Annotated in this window: 14 protein-coding genes; 5 read left to right on the top strand and 9 right to left on the bottom strand. The window is 68.5% G+C overall.

The annotated features are described in order from the left end of the window. Positions 1–32: 32 nt before the first annotated feature. The 3 genes from F464_RS0126150 to F464_RS0126140 all read right to left on the bottom strand — a co-directional run bounded on the left by F464_RS0126150 (position 33) and on the right by F464_RS0126140 (position 3,307). Positions 33–545, bottom strand: a complete 513-nt coding sequence (locus F464_RS0126150; RefSeq protein WP_018992829.1) for a MaoC family dehydratase — start codon at positions 543–545, stop codon at positions 33–35. Positions 546–613: 68 nt separating this feature from the next. After that, positions 614–1,606, bottom strand: a complete 993-nt coding sequence (gene dctP / locus F464_RS0126145) for a TRAP transporter substrate-binding protein DctP (protein ID WP_018992828.1) — start codon at positions 1,604–1,606, stop codon at positions 614–616. 42 nt (positions 1,607–1,648) lie between these two features. Further along, positions 1,649–3,307, bottom strand: a complete 1,659-nt coding sequence (locus F464_RS0126140; protein ID WP_157354212.1) for an amidase — start codon at positions 3,305–3,307, stop codon at positions 1,649–1,651. A gap of 235 nt (positions 3,308–3,542) precedes the next feature. Here F464_RS0126140 and F464_RS0126135 point away from each other — a divergent pair, with 235 nt between their 5' ends. From F464_RS0126135 to F464_RS31475, 5 genes are all read left to right on the top strand, one after another. Then, positions 3,543–4,133: a chromate transporter gene (locus tag F464_RS0126135; RefSeq protein WP_018992826.1), complete on the top strand. Its 591-nt coding sequence runs from the start codon at positions 3,543–3,545 to the stop codon at positions 4,131–4,133. Continuing rightward, positions 4,130–4,678: a chromate transporter gene (locus F464_RS0126130; RefSeq protein ID WP_018992825.1), complete on the top strand. Its 549-nt coding sequence runs from the start codon at positions 4,130–4,132 to the stop codon at positions 4,676–4,678. The genes F464_RS0126135 and F464_RS0126130 overlap by 4 nt, the downstream gene beginning before the upstream one ends. A 339-nt stretch (positions 4,679–5,017) precedes the next feature. Next, on the top strand, positions 5,018–7,510 hold the full coding sequence (locus F464_RS0126125) for a bifunctional diguanylate cyclase/phosphodiesterase (protein ID WP_157354209.1): 2,493 nt from the start codon (positions 5,018–5,020) through the stop codon (positions 7,508–7,510). A 1-nt stretch (position 7,511) separates the two neighbouring features. Next, positions 7,512–8,384: a hypothetical protein gene (locus tag F464_RS0126120; protein WP_018992823.1), complete on the top strand. Its 873-nt coding sequence runs from the start codon at positions 7,512–7,514 to the stop codon at positions 8,382–8,384. A gap of 6 nt (positions 8,385–8,390) precedes the next feature. After that, the gene (locus F464_RS31475; protein ID WP_232429038.1) at positions 8,391–9,095 is read left to right on the top strand and encodes a hypothetical protein; all 705 of its coding nucleotides are present in this window, start codon (positions 8,391–8,393) and stop codon (positions 9,093–9,095) included. Between the two features lie 24 nt (positions 9,096–9,119). Here the strand turns inward: F464_RS31475 and F464_RS0126110 are convergent, their stop codons facing one another. From F464_RS0126110 to F464_RS0126085, 6 genes are all read right to left on the bottom strand, one after another. Beyond that, positions 9,120–10,550, bottom strand: coding sequence for an aldehyde dehydrogenase family protein (locus tag F464_RS0126110; RefSeq protein WP_018992821.1), 1,431 nt, complete (start codon positions 10,548–10,550; stop codon positions 9,120–9,122). Positions 10,551–10,738: 188 nt separating this feature from the next. After that, positions 10,739–12,097: a sigma-54-dependent transcriptional regulator gene (locus tag F464_RS0126105; protein WP_018992820.1), complete on the bottom strand. Its 1,359-nt coding sequence runs from the start codon at positions 12,095–12,097 to the stop codon at positions 10,739–10,741. Beyond that, positions 12,094–13,977, bottom strand: a complete 1,884-nt coding sequence (locus tag F464_RS0126100; protein WP_026296342.1) for a sensor histidine kinase — start codon at positions 13,975–13,977, stop codon at positions 12,094–12,096. The genes F464_RS0126105 and F464_RS0126100 overlap by 4 nt, the downstream gene beginning before the upstream one ends. A 78-nt stretch (positions 13,978–14,055) precedes the next feature. Further along, positions 14,056–14,784: an amino acid ABC transporter ATP-binding protein gene (locus F464_RS0126095; protein ID WP_018992818.1), complete on the bottom strand. Its 729-nt coding sequence runs from the start codon at positions 14,782–14,784 to the stop codon at positions 14,056–14,058. A 53-nt stretch (positions 14,785–14,837) separates the two neighbouring features. Next, entirely contained in the window at positions 14,838–15,527 is a 690-nt protein-coding gene (gene gltK, locus F464_RS0126090) for a glutamate/aspartate ABC transporter permease GltK (RefSeq protein WP_018992817.1), read from the bottom strand. 1 nt (position 15,528) lies between these two features. Next, positions 15,529–16,266 (bottom strand): amino acid ABC transporter permease, encoded by a 738-nt coding sequence (locus F464_RS0126085; protein WP_018992816.1) that lies wholly within the window; start codon positions 16,264–16,266, stop codon positions 15,529–15,531.

The raw sequence follows: 16,266 nt of genomic DNA, 5'->3' as shown, positions 1-16,266 counted from the left end.
ACACCGCTGCCGGGCGGCCCTGCCGCAGCGGCTCAATAACCGGCGTCGGCATCCTGGCTGCCTTCGCGCTTCTGGATCAGCGCGCTGCGCACGAACTCCATGAAAACGGTGCCGTCTGCCTTCTTGCCGAGCGTGCGCACCGTGACGATGCCCTGCGTCGGGCGGGATTTCGATTCGCGCTTTTCCAGCACCTCGGACTCGGCGTAGATCGTGTCGCCGGCGAACACCGGGGCGAGCAGCTTGATTTCCTTCCAGCCGAGGTTGGCGATCGCCTTGCCGCTGACGTCCGGCACCGTCATGCCCAGCACCACCGCGAGCGTCAGGCCGCTGTTCATCAGCAGCTTGCCGAATTCGCTCTTCCCGGCGAACGCCGCGTCGCAGTGCATCGGGTGGTAGTTCATCGTCAGCAGCGAGAACTGGATGTTGTCGTTGTCGGTCAGCGTGCGGCCGGGGCGGTGCTCATACACGTCGCCCACCTCGAAATCCTCGAAGTAACGGCCGATCTGGCCCCGGTAGCGTTGTTCGCCGATCTGTCTGACGCTCATTGATATCTCCTCGTATATTGAATGGATGACCGGCCGCGGCCGGCCCGTCGGGGATCACGCAGCACCGCTCACAGGCAGGTCTTGCGCAGATCCTCGACCTGCCTGAACACGTCCGGATGCTTGTCGCGGAAGCCCTGGCCGGCGCCAAGGAAGCGCTCCTTCAAGCGCTCCGTTTCGGCGGCGGAGAGCACGCGGTAGGTGCCGCCCTGATCGACCATCTGCTTCACCAGTTGCTCGTCCTTGACGACGGTCTCTTTCCACTGGCGCACGATGATTTCGTCGAGCGCGGTCTGGATGACCTTGCGCTGGGCTTCGGGGAGGGCGTCGAACCAGGCCTTGTCGACTGCGACGGCCGAGGTCGCCAGCGCCATGCCGGGGGCGAGCGCCGCGAATTTCGCGGTGCTCCCGAGCACATCCACCCAGCCCGCCGGCGAGGTCATCGCCCCGTCGATCGCGCCCTGCGCGAGGGCCGCGGACATTTCCGAGGCGGCCATCGATACCGGGCTCGCGTGGATCGACTGCATCGCATCGAGCATCACCTTGCCGCCCACGACGCGGACCTTCTGCCCCTTCAGGTCCTCGACACGCTGCACGTCGCGGCTCTTCATGATGAAGAGCAGCTCGGCCGTGCGCAGGAAGCCCAGCACCTTGACGCCGCGCGGCTCGATGTAGCCCGACACCTGGCGCGTGAAGCCGTCGGCGAAGCAGCGGTTGGTCATCTCGCGCGTTCCGAGCAGGAAAGGCAGGCTGATCGCGCCCAGACGCTGGTCCATCAGCTCGAGGCGGCTCGCCACGGGCCAGACCATATGCACGCCGCCCGTTCCCAGCGCGGCGAGCGCGTCGCGATCGTTGTAGAGCTGCGAGGCGGGGAAGTACTTGCCCTGAATCGCACCATTGGTGCGCTTGCCGACCTCGGCGATGAACTGCTCGATATAGGGGCTGGGGTTGGTCGAGATCGGCACTTCGCTGGTGATGATCATTTCGGCCGCTCCGACCTGTGTGCACCATGCGGCGGCAAGCGTCAGCGACCATCGTGCGAGGCGATTCAGTGCAATCTTCATGTCTTCTCCTTGGTGGGTAGGGGTGCCCTGTTGCCGGCGTTCTCAGCGGGCCGGATTCATTGCGTGGCGATCATCGCCGGGGGTGCGGAGGTGCCAGCGGGTGTGGCGCTGGAAGCAGTGTCCGAGGGCGAGGACGCGATCCTCGCCGAGCGGCGGACCGACGAACTGGATGCCGAGCGGCAGCCCGCACGCACCGAAGCCCGCGGGCACCGCCAGCGCGGGTACGCCGAAATAGTTGATGCCGCGGGTCCAGAACGACAGCTTCGCGAACTCGGCTTCCAGACGGCGCTCGTCGTCGCCGACGGTATCGACAACCCGCGGCGCGACATCGGGCGTCACCGGCAGCAGCAACGCATCGACGCCGTCGAGCGTGCGCTCGACGAAGCGGCGCATCAGCGGGGCGCGCAGGCGCAGCGCGTCGTAATAATCGACGCTCGCGGTCAGCAGGCCGCGCGACAGGCGCCGCCGGACCTGGCGCCCATAGCGCTCGGGCTGGTCTTCGAGCCATCGCCGATGCACCGCGGCGGATTCCGTCGCGAGCAGCACGGAGGCGAGTCGCCCGGGCAGATCGAGGTCGGGCAGATCCACCGGCACGATGCGAACGCCGGCATCGGCGAGGCTGCGCGTCGCTTGCTCCAGCGCAACGAGCATGTCCCGCGACAGGAGCGTCCCTACCTCGAAACGGGGCACCGCGACGCTCAGGCAATCGGCCGGCACATCGAGAATCGGCGAAACGACCGCTGCAGCGAGACAGGACGGATCGGCGGAGTCGGCGCCGGCCATCGCCACGTAGGCGTGGGCGCACAACTCCGCGGAGCGCGCGAGCGGCCCGACGCAGTCGAGGCTCGGCGCCAGCGGCATCGCACCGGCCACGCTGATGCGATGCTGCGTCGGCTTCAACCCCGTCACGCCGCACAGGGCGGCAGGCAGGCGCACCGACCCACCGGTATCCGAACCGATCGCAAGCGCGACGTGCCCGGCACCCACCGTCATGCCTCCGCCACTGGAGCTGCCGCCCGAAACATGCTCGACATTCCACGGGTTGCGCCCCGGCCCCCAGGTCGCGTTGAGGCCGGTCGGCGACAATGCGAACTCGGCCATATGCTGGGTTCCGAGGATCACCGCGCCGGCCTGCTCCAGACGCGCGACCACCGTTGCATCGGCCGCGGCGGGAGCGGCGCCCTCGCGCAGCGGCGAGCCCCAGCCCGCCACACGACCGAGCCTGTCGAACATATCCTTCACACCGAGAACAACGCCGTGCAGCGGACCACGGACATGGCCCCGCGCCCGCTCCTCGTCGAGCTGGCGTGCTCGTTGCAGCGCCCGTTCGACATCGATCTCGCGCCACGCCAGCCTTCCCGGCGCGGCCATGTCGATGCAGGCGAGATGCGTGCGCACCGCGTCTTCGCAATGCGCAACGCCCGCGCCCGCTGCCGTCGTCGCGCAGTTCCCCCCGGCAAGCGGCGGGCGCGCAAGCCGCTGCAGCGCGTCGGCAAACGGCTCCGGGGCAACTCCCGGCGCGAGGGCCGCAACCGCGCGGTCGACCGTCGCCGCCAGCTCGTCGGCGGCAGCCAGCACATCGGCGCGGTCCGCATCGGGGATGGAGAAGCCTCGTCCCGCAAGCAGCGTCGCGCTCGCATCGGACCGGGCCTGCAAGCTCGCCGAATCCCCGGCGTGACACACACCCTCGACGCCACTCATCTTTGCCTGCATCCTTGTCTGCACCTTGTTTGTACGTATGTCCGTTTGTCCGGACAAACTATGCAGCCGATGCCTGCTACCTGTCAACGGCCTCGATGGATCGATAAGAATTTTTGATACACCCCGCTGCACGCCCCTCCTTCCGGGCCGCGCCGCCCGCTCCGCTTTGCGCTAAGCTCTCGCGTTCGATCGCGGCCGATGCCCGGCCCGCCCCCACCGCAAGAACACACCGCCCGTGACACCCGCCACGCCAGACCATCCCCGCCCGCACTCGCCGTGGCATCTGTTCATCGCCTTCACCGTGCTTGCGCTGCAAGGCTTCGGCGGGGTGCTCGCCGTGGCGCAGCGCGAACTCGTCGATCGCCGACGCTGGATGACGCGGGAGGAATTCGTCGATGCCTATTCCGTCGCGCAGCTGCTGCCCGGCCCCAACGTCGTCAATCTGTCGCTGATGCTCGGTGACCGCTTCTTCGGCTGGCGCGGCGCGTTCGCGGCGATCAGCGGGATGCTGCTTGCGCCGCTGGTGCTGGTGATCGTGCTGGCCGCCAGTTACAACCAGCTCGCGAGCTTCCCGGCCGTCGCGGGCGCGCTGCGCGGGATGGGGGCCGTCGCTGCAGGGCTGATCCTCGCGATGGCGCTGAAGATGCTGGGCACACTGCGCCGCAATGCGCTCGGGCCCCTGCTGTGCGCGCTGCTCGGGCTGACGACGCTGGTCGCGGTGACGGTGTTCCGCGCGCCGCTCGCGTGGGTCGTGATCGGACTGGGCACGGCGGGCTGGTGCCTCGCGCGTTGGCGCATCGCGCGCCGGGAAGGAGCCCGGCCATGAGCAGCCTGCCCCTGGCCGATCTTTTCGACCTTTTCCTGCGCTTCCTGATGCTCTCGCTGCTGTCGATCGGCGGCGCGATGTCGACCGCGCCCGAGATGCACCGCTTCCTCGTCGCCGAGCGCGGCTGGCTCGACGACGCCGACTTCACGACGGCGATCGCGCTGGCGCAGGCCGCGCCGGGGCCGAACGTGTTGTTCGTGCCAGTGCTGGGCTTCCAGGTCGCCGGCGTGGTCGGCGCCGCCGCCGCGCTGGTCGGCATCCTGCTGCCGTCGACGCTGCTGTCGCTGGGCGTGAGCCGCTGGGGAGCGCAGCGCCGCGATACGCCGGCAGTGCGCGCCTTCACCGCAGGCCTCGCACCGGTGTCGGTCGGACTGGTGTTCGCGACCGGCTGGCTGCTGAGCCTGCCTTTCATCGCGGCGCCGGATCACCGGCTTGGCGCACTCGCCTTGATCGCCGCGACCATGGCGGTGACCTTGAAGACGCGGCTCGCGCCGATCTGGATGATCGTCGTCGGCGCAACGGTCGGCGGGCTGGGCTGGGTATAACCGGAATGAAGCCGGAACGCGCCTGTCGATCGCCTTGCCGCCGCGGGGACTCGCGAACGGCACCCTACAACTACGTAACAGTCCGCATTGATCGAAGTCAAAGATCTCTCGTACCCTTACCGCAAGAATCGGTAACCTATCAGGCACTCCCGTACATACACACGGGAGAGACGGATGCGGTGCGTTCGCGGTAGCAGAAGCGCCGGAGACGCCCGCACCCATTCCTTTGGCTTTCACCGGCGGCGCCACCCGCCCCAGGACGAGCGCCAGTACATGTCACCGAACGCCGTCGCGGAACGAGGCACGCCGCCCCCCCTGAACAGAGGGGGCGCCTGACTCATGGCGGCTCACCTGCCCTGCTCCTCTCCGTCGTGCATCCTCCAGCGCCTTAGCCCCCTCCTGTGCGCCGCGCGGAAGGCCGTTCGCGGGCTGTTCGCCGACCGCGTGAGCATGGCGCGCTTCGTCGCTCATCAGGTCATCGTCTTTGTCGCGCTGCTGCTGGTGGCGATCCAGCTCGTGACCCTGGTTGCGCTGAACTGGGCGGTATCGGAGAACGCACGCGAGTCGGTGCGCAAGGAAGTCGACGTCGGGCGGCGGATATTCGGCCGCGTGATGGAGGACCGCACCCAGCAGCTGACGACGGCCGCGAGCGTGCTCGCGTCGGATTTCGGCCTGCGTCAGGCGCTGATGAGCAACGACCATGCGACCATCGTTTCCGCAATGGCCAACCACGCGGCGCGCATCGGTGCCGCGAAGATGATGCTGATCGGGCTCGACCGGCGGGTGATCGGTGAAACCGCTGCACAGGGCAACCAAGGCGAACGGCCGCTGTTTCCGTTTCCACACCTGATCGAAAACGCCGAACGCAAGGGTGCTGCATCCGCGATCGCGCTGATCGACGATGCGCCCTTCCAGCTCGTCGTCGTGCCGGTGCTGGCGCCGGTTCCGGTCGCGTGGGTGATGGTGGCGTTCACCGTCGACAACAAGCTCGCGCAGGATCTCAGCCTGCTCACCGGCCTCGACGTTTCTTTCGCCACGTGGGCGCGCGGGCGCGGCTGGCACGTTGCTGCGACGACGCTGCCGCCGCCGAAGACCAGCGCGCTACTGGGGGCGCTCGCCCCCCCGGCGGGAGCCGCCGTGCCGCCGATCAGTCCCGACCTGCTCGGCGCCGATTTCCTGTTGTCCGGTTCGGTCCTCGGCCGGGAGGACAACGCTGCGGTCGTCGCCATCCTGCAAAGCTCGCTGGGCGCCGCGATCGCGCGCTTCGACGGGCTGCGTGTCATCCTGCTCGCGCTCGCTGCCTTCAGCCTGTGCGCGACGGTGGTCGGCAGCCTGCTGATCGCGCGCAGCATTTCACGGCCGGTATCGGCACTGGCCGAATTCGCGCGCCGCATGGAACGCGGCGAATATGACCAGGGACCGCCTGCGACACGCTCCGACGAGCTCGGGGAGCTCGCGGCCAGTTTCAACCGCATGCGGCTGGCGATCGCCGCACGCGAGCAGCAGATCAAGTCGATGGCTCTGCAGGACGCGCTGACCGGCCTGCCCAACCGTGCGCTGTTCAACGAGCGCCTGCAGCAGGCGGTCGGGCTCGCCCGCCGGCTCGCGCAACCGGTGAGCGTGCTGCTCATCGACCTGAACCGCTTCAAGGAGGTCAACGACACGCTCGGCCATCACGTCGGCGACCGCCTGCTGTGCGAGGTCGCGGAACGCCTGCGCGCAGTGCTCGTGCGCGCATCCGATACACCCGCCCGCCTGGGCGGCGACGAGTTCGCGGTGCTGCTGCCCACCGCCAGCGAGGCGATGGCCGAAGCGACCGCACGCAAGATCCTGCAAGCCTTCGAAGCGCCGGTATTCGTCGAAGGCCGCCAGCTCGACGTGGGCGGCAGCATCGGCATCGCGACCTTCCCCGACCACGGCGACGACCCCAATGTGCTGATGAGCCGGGCGGATGCGGCGATGTACGTGGCCAAGCGCAAGCGCATGGGCTGCGCCGTCTACGACGTCGCCTTCGATACTGAAGCCGAAAGCCACGGCCGGCTGTCGCTGAGCGGCGAACTGCGCCAGGCCGTCGACGAAGATCAGCTCGTGCTCTACTACCAGCCGCGCCTCGACCTCGCCAGCGGCCGGATCACCGGCGTGGAGGCGCTGGTGCGCTGGCAGCATCCGGTGCGCGGCTTCGTGCCGCCCGACCAGTTCATTCCCTTCGCCGAGCAGACGGGCTGTATCCGCGAGATCACGCGGTGGGTGATGGGCCGCGCCTTCGAGCAATGTGCCCGCTGGCGCGCGGCGGGGCTGGCGCTGGAGGTGTCGATCAACCTTTCCGCACGCGACCTGCTCGGCCCCGAACTGCCACAGCGCTGTGCCGAACTGCTGGCGAGCCATGACGCATCGCCGCAGTGGTTCCGGCTGGAAATCACCGAAAGTGCGCTCATCGATGACCCGGCGCGCGCGCTCGACACGGTGGCACGGCTGCACGAGATGGGCTTCAGCCTGTCGATCGACGACTTCGGTACGGGCTATTCGTCGCTCGCGCAGTTGAAGCGCCTGCCGGTGGCCGAACTGAAGATCGACAAGAGCTTCGTCATCGACATGGCGCGCGATCCCGACGACATGACGATCGTGCGCTCGGTGATCGACCTCGCCCACAACATGGGGCTGAGCGTCGTTGCCGAGGGCGTCGAGACGGACGAGGTGCGTCAATTGCTGTGCGCCATGGGCTGCGACTACCTGCAGGGTTATCACATCTGCAAGCCGCTGCCGGTCACGCAGCTCGAACCCTGGCTCGCGCGCCGTGGGGCGCCGCACGGCACGACGGCGAAGGAGACTTGACATGAAGTACGGTGAGAAGCTGGCCTGCCTCGCGCTGGTCCTGTGCGCAAGCCAGGCATCGGCGGCAGTGCTCGACGACTTCGGCGTCGAGCTCGTCTATGACGACAACCTCACGCGGGCGCAACTGGGGCGCGACATCAAGGGCGACCTCGCGCTCTCCGTTTCCACATCGGGCGGCCCGCGCTTCCAGCTCACCGACTACGACAGCCTGTCGCTGAAGGGCACCCTGGCGGGCACCAAGTACCGCCATTACGACGGGCTCGACAACATCAACGCCAGCCTCGCGCTGGGCTACCGCCGGAAGTTCGGGCTCGGCCCCTACGTACCGCAGTTTGCGCTGACGGGATCGGCAACGCGGTTCGAATACGACAGCCGGCTGCGTGATGGATGGCTGTATGCGGCCGAAGCCGAGGCGAGCAAGCGCGTGTCGGACCGCCTCGCACTGCGCGCCTTCGTGCGCAGCGAGCGGCGCGAATCGGACGACGTGCCCGAACGCGTCGTTCCCTTCATCCGTGCCAACGTCTTCGACCTCAGGAGCCGCAGCGTGGGCATCGGCGCCGACTTCGCGTACGACCCGCGCCACCTCGTCTCGGTGGGCTACACCTGGCATCGCGGCGACATCGTATCGACGACGCAACGCAACCTGCCGATCTTCCTCGCATCGAGCGCGATCGCGCCCGACCCGGTGTTCGGCGACAATACCTACGCCTACACGATGCAGGCGCGGACGCGGGTGTTCAGCATCGGCGTGAGCCGCGAAGTGGGCCGCCAGTCCTCGGTCAGCCTCGGCTACGAATACCGCGACAGCCATGCGGACGGCGGCATCGACTACAGCGGCAACCTGTTCCGCGCGTCCTATTTTTACGGGTTCTGAATGGCGATGAAGAAACGCACCCTGATCCCGGCCCGGCGCCGCGACCGCATCGCGAACGACGCCATTCGCGGCCTGCTGATACTGTCGGCCCTTGCGCTGCCCGTAGCGCCCGCCCTCGCGGGGGATGTGCGCGCGACGGTGCGCGACCGCGACGGCAAGCCCGTCGCCGATGCGGTCGTGGTCGCGGTTCCCGCCGGCGGCGCGGCCGGTGCCGGCAACCCGCCAGGCGTCGCGGAAGAAGACCAGCGCAACAAGGAGTTCGTCCCCTACGTGCTGCCGGTGCAGGTGGGCACGCGCGTCCATTTCCCGAACAACGACAACATCCGGCATCACGTCTACTCGTTCTCGCCGCCCAAGACCTTCGAGCTGCCGCTCTACAGCGGCACGCCGACCGCCCCGGTGCTGTTCGACAAACCCGGCGTCGTCATCCTCGGGTGCAACATCCACGACTGGATGGTCGGCTACATCTACGTGTCCGAAAGCGCCCACTTCGCCAAGACGGGCGCCGACGGCAAGGCCACGCTCGGCGGCCTGCCCGGCGGCGACTACACGTTGCGGGTCTGGCATCCGCAGCTCGAAGGCAGCGAACAGGCGACGGCGCGGCAGCTCGCGGTGCCATCGAACGGCGCTGTCGACGCCGCCACGACGATAGGGCTGACGCCGGACTTCCGCGCCCGGCGCGCACCGACACCGGGTCGCGGCGGTTACTGAGGGCGCCGGTGCGCGGCGCGACGCTCAGGCCTTCTGCGGCAGCTGGATCGCCTTGAATTCGAGGAACTCTTCCAGCCCGTAGACGCCGTTCTCACGGCCGAGGCCGGACTGGCGGAAACCACCGAAGGGCGCACGCGGGTTCCACGGCGCACCGTTGATGTCGATCTGGCCGCTACGGATGCGCCGCGCGACCGCCAGCGCGTGGTCGTCGCTGCCCGCCCACACGCCGCCACCCAAGCCATAGATCGAGTCGTTCGCGAGCGCGATCGCGTCCTCGTCGCCGTCGTGCGGCAGGATCACGAGCACCGGGCCGAAGATCTCCTCCTGTGCGACGGTGGCCTTGCGGTCCTCGACGACCAGCACGGTCGACGCGACGAAGAAGCCGCTGCCGGCGGGCGCCGCGTCGGGGCCGCCGGCGACGAGCTTCGCCCCTTCGGCGATGCCGCGGCGGATGTAGCCGACCACGCGCTCGCGCTGCACGTCGGACACGAGCGGGCCCAGCTTGCTGTCTTCCGCGAACGCCGGCCCGACCCTGAACGATGCCGTCGCCGCGGCGGCGAGTTCGGCCGCCTGCGCGAGCTTCGCGCGCGGTACGAGCATGCGCGTGTGCGCCGAGCAGGTCTGGCCGGAGTTCAGCAGGCAGTTCGACACCGTACCCTTCACCGCGGCGGCGAGGTCTGCGTCGTCGAGGATCACCGAAGCCGACTTGCCGCCGAGTTCCAGCGCGACCTTCTTGACGGTGGCCGCGGCGAGTTCGGCGACGCGACGGCCGGCGCGCGTCGAGCCGGTAAAGGACACCATGTCGACGCGCGGATCGGACGCCAGCACCTCACCGACGACCGGACCGTAGCCGGTAACGAGGTTGAACACGCCCGCGGGCAGGCCCGCCTCGGCGATGACTTCGGCGAGGATGAAGGCGTTGATCGGCGCCACCTCGGAGGGCTTCAGCACGACCGTGCAGCCGGCCGCGAGCGCGGGGGCGACTTTCAGCGAGATCTGGTTGAGCGGGAAATTCCACGGCGTGATCGCGCCGACGACGCCGATCGGTTCGCGCACGACGAGCGAATTGCCGACGCGCTCCTCCCACTGGAATTCGCGTGCGAGCTTCGCGTAGTGCTTCCAGCTGCCGACCGGCCCGGCGACCTGGAAGCGTCCGGCCATCTTCAGCGGCATGCCGACCTCGTGCGCGATCGCAGCGGCGAGCTCGTCGCGGCGGGCCTCGAGCCCGGCGGCGATGCGTTCGATGTATTCGGCGCGCTCGCTCGCGGGCAGGCGCGACCAGGAATCGAAGGCGGCATGGGCGGCGACGATCGCGGCCTCGGCGTCGGCCGGCGTACCTTCAGGGATGCGGGCATAGACCGAGGCGTCGCTCGGATCGATGACGTCGATGAGGGCGGGGCCGGAGGGGGTGGTCCAGCGGCCGCCGATGTAGAGCTTGTCGCGCAGGATGGTCATGGGGTTGTGCTCGAGGAAGGGAAACCGGTCGATTCTAGCCGCTGAAGGATCCGGGCGCCGATGGCCGCATGGCGCGTCGCCGGCGCAGAGCGAGGCGCCATGTGGGAGCGGCTTCAGCCGCGAATCAGCGGTGTCGCACGTGGCGCGGCCCATTCGCGGCTGAAGCCGCACCCACAGACCCGCGCGGGCTACCCCGCGAGGCCGTATTTCCGGATCTTGTCGTGCAGCGTGGTCTTCGCGATCTGCAGCGCCTCGCTGCTGCGGGCGAGGTTGCCGTTCTGGCGGCGCAGCTCGGCGGCGATCAGGGAGCGCTCGAAGTTCTCCACCGCCTCGGCCAACGACGCGCCGCGCGCTTCCGGCGAGGGCGTCGCGCCGAAATCGCGGCGCAGGCCCAGCACCAGGCACTCTGCCGCGTTGCGCAGTTCGCGCACGTTGCCCGGCCAGTCGTGCGCCATCAGCTGCTGCATCTGGTCGCGCTCGATTTCGGGGATGGCGCGCTGGTGCACTTGCGCGGCGTGCAGCATGAAGTGCTCGAGCAACAGCGGGATGTCCTCGCGGCGCTCGCGCAGCGGCGGCAGCTCGACACGCGCGACGTTGAGGCGGTAATACAGGTCGGCGCGGAATTTCTGGCGGTCGGCGAGTTCGCGGAGGTCTTCCTTGGTCGCGGCGACGACGCGGCAGGCCACCGGGATCAGCGCGTTGGAGCCGAGGCGTTCGACCATGCGCTCCTGCAGCACGCGCAGCAGCTTGATCTGCACCGCCATCGGCATCGATTCGACCTCGTCGAGGAAGAGCGTGCCGCCGTTGGCGTGCTCGATCTTGCCGATGCGCCGCTTCTGCGCGCCGGTGAAGGCGCCTGCCTCGTGGCCGAAGAGCTCGCTGTCGATGAGGTTGTCCGGCAGGCCGCCGCAGTTGAGCGCGACGTAGTTGGCCTTGCTGCGGCTGCTGAGGTCGTGCAGGCAGCGCGCCACCATCTCCTTGCCGGAGCCGGTCTCGCCGACGATCAGCACGTCGACGCTGGTGTCGGCGATTTCCAGCAGCAGGCGGCGCACCTTCTCCATCTGCGGCGAACGGCCGATCAGGCGCGTCTCGATCGCGTCGCGGTGATCGAGGCGGCGGCGCAGGCTCTCGACTTCCATCGTCAGCGCGCGCTTCTCCAGGGCGCGGCGCACGACTTCGACGAGGTGCTCGGGCGAGAAGGGCTTGGGGATGAAGTCGTAGGCGCCGCTCCTCATCGCCTCGACGGCGAGGGTCACGTCGCCGTGGCCGGTGATCATGATGACCGGCAGCGCGGCGTCCTGTGCGATCAGCGCGCGCAGCAGCTGCATGCCGTCCATGCCCGGCAGGCGCATGTCGGTGACGACGACGCCGGGGAAATCCGGGCCGACGAGGCGCTGCCCCGCTTCGGCCGAGGCGACCGCCTGCACCGGGATGCCGGCGAGCTGCATCGCCTGCTCGCAGCCGAGGCGCACGTTCGGGTCATCCTCGATGATAAGGACCTTGAGGTCCGCGGTCTGCTTGGGTTGGGACGCGAGCGAGGGGGTCATGCCTGTTGTTCTCCGGCCGTCGGCAGGTCGAGCGTGAATACCGCACCGCCGGCGGGATGGTTGGCCGCGGAGAGGTCGCCGCCGAAGTCGCGGACGATGTCCTGCGAGATCGCGAGGCCCAGCCCGAGGCCGACGCCGGCCGGCTTGGTCGTGAAGAAGGGTTCGAAGATGTGCGCGAGCGCATCATCCGACAGGCCGGGCCCGCTGTCGATGACGCGCACGAGGAGCCGCCCGGACGCCGCGGCCTCCGCTTCGAGGCGCAGCGTGCGCACGGGACTTTCGCCCATCGCATCGACCGCGTTGCCGATGAGGTTCACCAGCACCTGCTCGAGGCGGTTCTGGTCGCACCACGCGAGCGCCCTGCCCGGCTCGCAGCGGTTGTCGACCGTGACGCCGGCGCGGCGCAGCTTCTGGTCGAGGAGGAAGAGCGCGCTGCGCAGCGCGTGCGCGACGTCGACGGACACGGGGCGCGCGGGCGACTTGCGCGCGTAGGTCTTCAGCGGATCGATGATCTCGCCCATGCGATCGACCAGCGTCGCCATGATTTCCAGGTTGCCTTGCGCCGTCGCCTGATCGCCGCGGCGCATGAATTCGATCGCGTTGCCGCCCAGCGTGCGCAGCGCGCCCAGCGGCTGCGTGAGCTCGTGCGTGATGCCGGTCGCGAGTTGGCCCAGCACGGCGAGCTTGGCCGCCTGCACGAGTTCGTCCTGCGCCGCGCGCAGCGTCTGTTCGGCGCGTTCGCGCTCGGCAACTTCGGCGCGCAGGCGCTCGTTCGCCTCGGTGAGATCGCTCGTGCGCAGGCTCACCTTCTGCTCCAGTTCGGCGTTGGCTCTCTGCAGCAGGACCTGCGCTTCGGCGCGGCTCTTCAGCGTGCGCCGGCGCTGCTGCAGGAACAGCCCGAGCAGCAGCACGCAGCCCGTCGCGGCGGCGCCGAGCGCGGCGTCGGTCAGCGCATCGGCGCGGCGTGCGCGCAGGTCGGCGAAAGTCACCAGCTGCGAGCCGATGCCAGGCAGCAGGCGCGTCTCGACGAGGAAATCGCGCGCCTTGAGGCGGCGCTCGCCGGCGAGCGTCGGCGCCTCCGGGAAGGCGACGAGCGTCGTCTGGCCCGCGCCGGCCGTGCCGAGTGTGACGGGGAAGGCGCGGATCACGTGATCGCCGTAGCGGCGCGTCGCGCCGATTTCGGCAGCGACTTCGCCGCTAAGCGGGCGCAGCGCGGTGTATTTCCAGTCCGGCACGGACGCGACGATGACGACGCCGTTGGCATCGGCCAGCAGCACCGGCTCGTCGCGCGGCATCCAGCGGCGTTCGAGGTCGGCAAGGCCGATCTTCACGACCGCGACGCCGACGACGCGCCAGTCCTGGCCTTCGTCGCGGATCGGCTGAGCGAAGAAATAGCCCGCCTCGCTGCGCGTTTCGTCGATCGCGTAGTAGCGGTCCGGCGCGCCGCGCACGGCGGCCTGGAAGTAGGCGCGCAGCTTCTGGTTCTGGCCGAGCAGGTTGTCGGAGTAGATCCAGTCGCTGGACGCAACCACCGTGCCCTCGGTGTCGAGGACGAAGATCGCGAGGCCGCCGAAGAAACTGTTGAGCTGCTCGAGGTAATGGTTCGCCGCGGGCTGCAGCGGATCGCGTTCCGCCCCTCCGGCGCGCAACAGGCGGAGAACCTCGCTGCTCAGCGCGACGGCACTGGGTAGATGCTCGTAACGGGTGACCGAGCCGTCGACCGCAGTCGCCAGCAGATCGAGGTCGTGGCGCGTGTCCGCACGCAGCGCCGCGAGGCCGGCGCGGGCGCTAAAGTGGTAGACCGCGACGCCGGCCAGCAACATGCAGGCTGCGACCAGCGCGAGGCGGACAGCGACGTGGATACGTGGGCGGGGGGGCATCGAAAACGATCGGGCGGACGGTGCGGGGATTCTAGTTCAGTCCGGGCGGCGAATCCCCGCCTCGCCGCGCCGACGACATCAGTGCTGCAGGATCTTCGCGAGGAACTGCTGCGCGCGCTCCGAACGCGGGTTGGCGAAGAAGGCTTCCTTGCTGTCGTCCTCGACGATCTTGCCGTGGTCCATGAAGATCACGCGGTGTGCGACACGCTTGGCAAAACCCATCTCGTGCGTCACGCACATCATGGTCATGCCTTCCTGCGCCAGCTCGGTCATCACGTCGAGCACCTCGTTGATCATCTCCGGATCGAGCGCCGAGGTCGGCTCGTCGAACAGCATGCAGATCGGGTCCATCGCGAGCGCGCGGGCGATCGCGACGCGCTGCTGCTGGCCGCCGGAGAGCTGGCCCGGGAACTTGTGCGCATGCGCCTTGAGGCCGACGCGGTCGAGGAAGTACATCCCCTTCTCCGCCGCCTCGTCCTTGTCGCGCTTGAGCACCTTGATCTGCGCGAGGCCCAGGTTGTCGCGGATGGTCATGTGCGGGAACAGCTCGAAGTGCTGGAACACCATGCCGACGTGGGCGCGCAGCTTCGAGAGATTGGTTTTCGGCGCACCGACCGAGGTGCCGTTCACATGGATGTCGCCCTGCTGGAAGGGCTCCAGGCCATTCACGCACTTGATGAGGGTGGATTTACCCGAACCCGAGGGGCCGCAGACGACGACCACCTCGCCCTTGTTCACGTGGGTGGAGCAATCGGTGAGGACCTGGAAATTGCCGTAATGCTTGCTGACTTTGTCGATCGTGATCATGACGATGCCCTTGAAGTCGATGTGTATTCGTTAGGAACGGAGTGCGGTGGCGCTCAGGCGCCCTGCAGGCGTTTCTGGAAGTGGCGCACGGCTTGCGAGGCGGCGAAGCACAGCACGAAGTAGACGGCACCGGCGAAGAGCACCAGCTCCACGAGCCGTCCGTCGCGGTCGCCGACCTTGTAGGCCGCGCCGAAGAAGTCGGCGAGCGCCGACACATAGACCAGCGAGGTGTCCTGGAACAGGATGATGGCCTGCGTCAGCAGCAGCGGCACCATGTTGCGGAAGGCCTGCGGCAGCACGACGTGCAGCATCGCCTGCGGGTAGCTCATGCCCAGCGCGTGGGCGGCGGCGAGCTGGCCCTTGGGCACGGACTGGATGCCGGCGCGGATGATCTCCGCGTAGTACGCGGACTCGAACAGCGCGAAACCGATCATCGCGGAGGCGAGGCGCACGTCGGAACCCGGCGGCAGGCCGAGGAAGCTCTCGAGGAACTTCGGCACGATCAGGAAGAACCACAGCAGCACCATCACCAGCGGGATGGCGCGGAAGAGATTGACGTAGCCGGCCGCGGCCCACGCCAGCGGCTTGATCGACGACAGGCGCGCCATCGCCAGCAGCGTGCCCCACACGATGCCGGCGACGATCGCCAGCGCGGTGATCTCGAGCGACACCATCAGGCCCTGGCCGAGGAAGTTCAGCGAGCCGGGGATCGACGACCAGTCGAATTCGTAAGAACCGAACATTTCACTTGCCTCCGAGGTAACCGGGAACGCGCACGAGCGCTTCCGTCTTGCGCATCAGGAGCATCACGACGACGTTGATCGCGAGGTAGGCCACCGTCACCGCGACGAAGGACTCGTAGGGCTGCGCGGTGTAATCGACCAGTTGGCGGCCCTGTGCGGCGAGTTCGAGGAGGCCGATCGTCGAGCACACGGCCGAGTTCTTGAACACGTTGAGGAACTCCGAGGTCAGCGGCGGCACGACCAGGCGGAAAGCCATCGGCAGCATCACGTGGCGGTAGGTCTGCGGCAGCGTCAGCCCCAGCGCGAGGCCTGCGTTCTTCTGCCCGCGCGGCAGCGCGTTGATGCCCGAGCGCACCTGCTCGGCCACCCGCGCGCTGGTGAAGAAGCCCAGGCACACCATCGCCGCGATGAATTGCTGCGCGACCGGGTTCATCGCCTTGAAGGCATCGCCGACGGCAGCCGGCAGCATCTCCGGCAGCACGAAATACCAGAAGAAGAGCTGCACCAGCAGCGGGATGTTGCGGAACATCTCGACGTAGGCGGTCGCAGCGAAGGAAAGTCCGCGGTGCGGTGCGGTGCGCAGCACGCCGACGACCGCACCGACCAGCAGCGCGATCACCCAGGCCGACAGCGACAGCGCGAGCGTCGTCTTCAGACCCGCGAACATCCAGTCGAGATAGGTGCCGTCATTGACGGCGCTGGGGAGCAGAAACACGCCCCAATTCCATTGGTATTCCAT

Origin of the sequence: Aromatoleum toluclasticum ATCC 700605 (assembly GCF_000378245.1) — a bacterium.
Classification (GTDB): domain Bacteria; phylum Pseudomonadota; class Gammaproteobacteria; order Burkholderiales; family Rhodocyclaceae; genus Aromatoleum; species Aromatoleum toluclasticum.
Note: the sequence above shows the minus strand (reverse complement) of the source record. Positions and strands in the feature narration are given on the sequence as shown.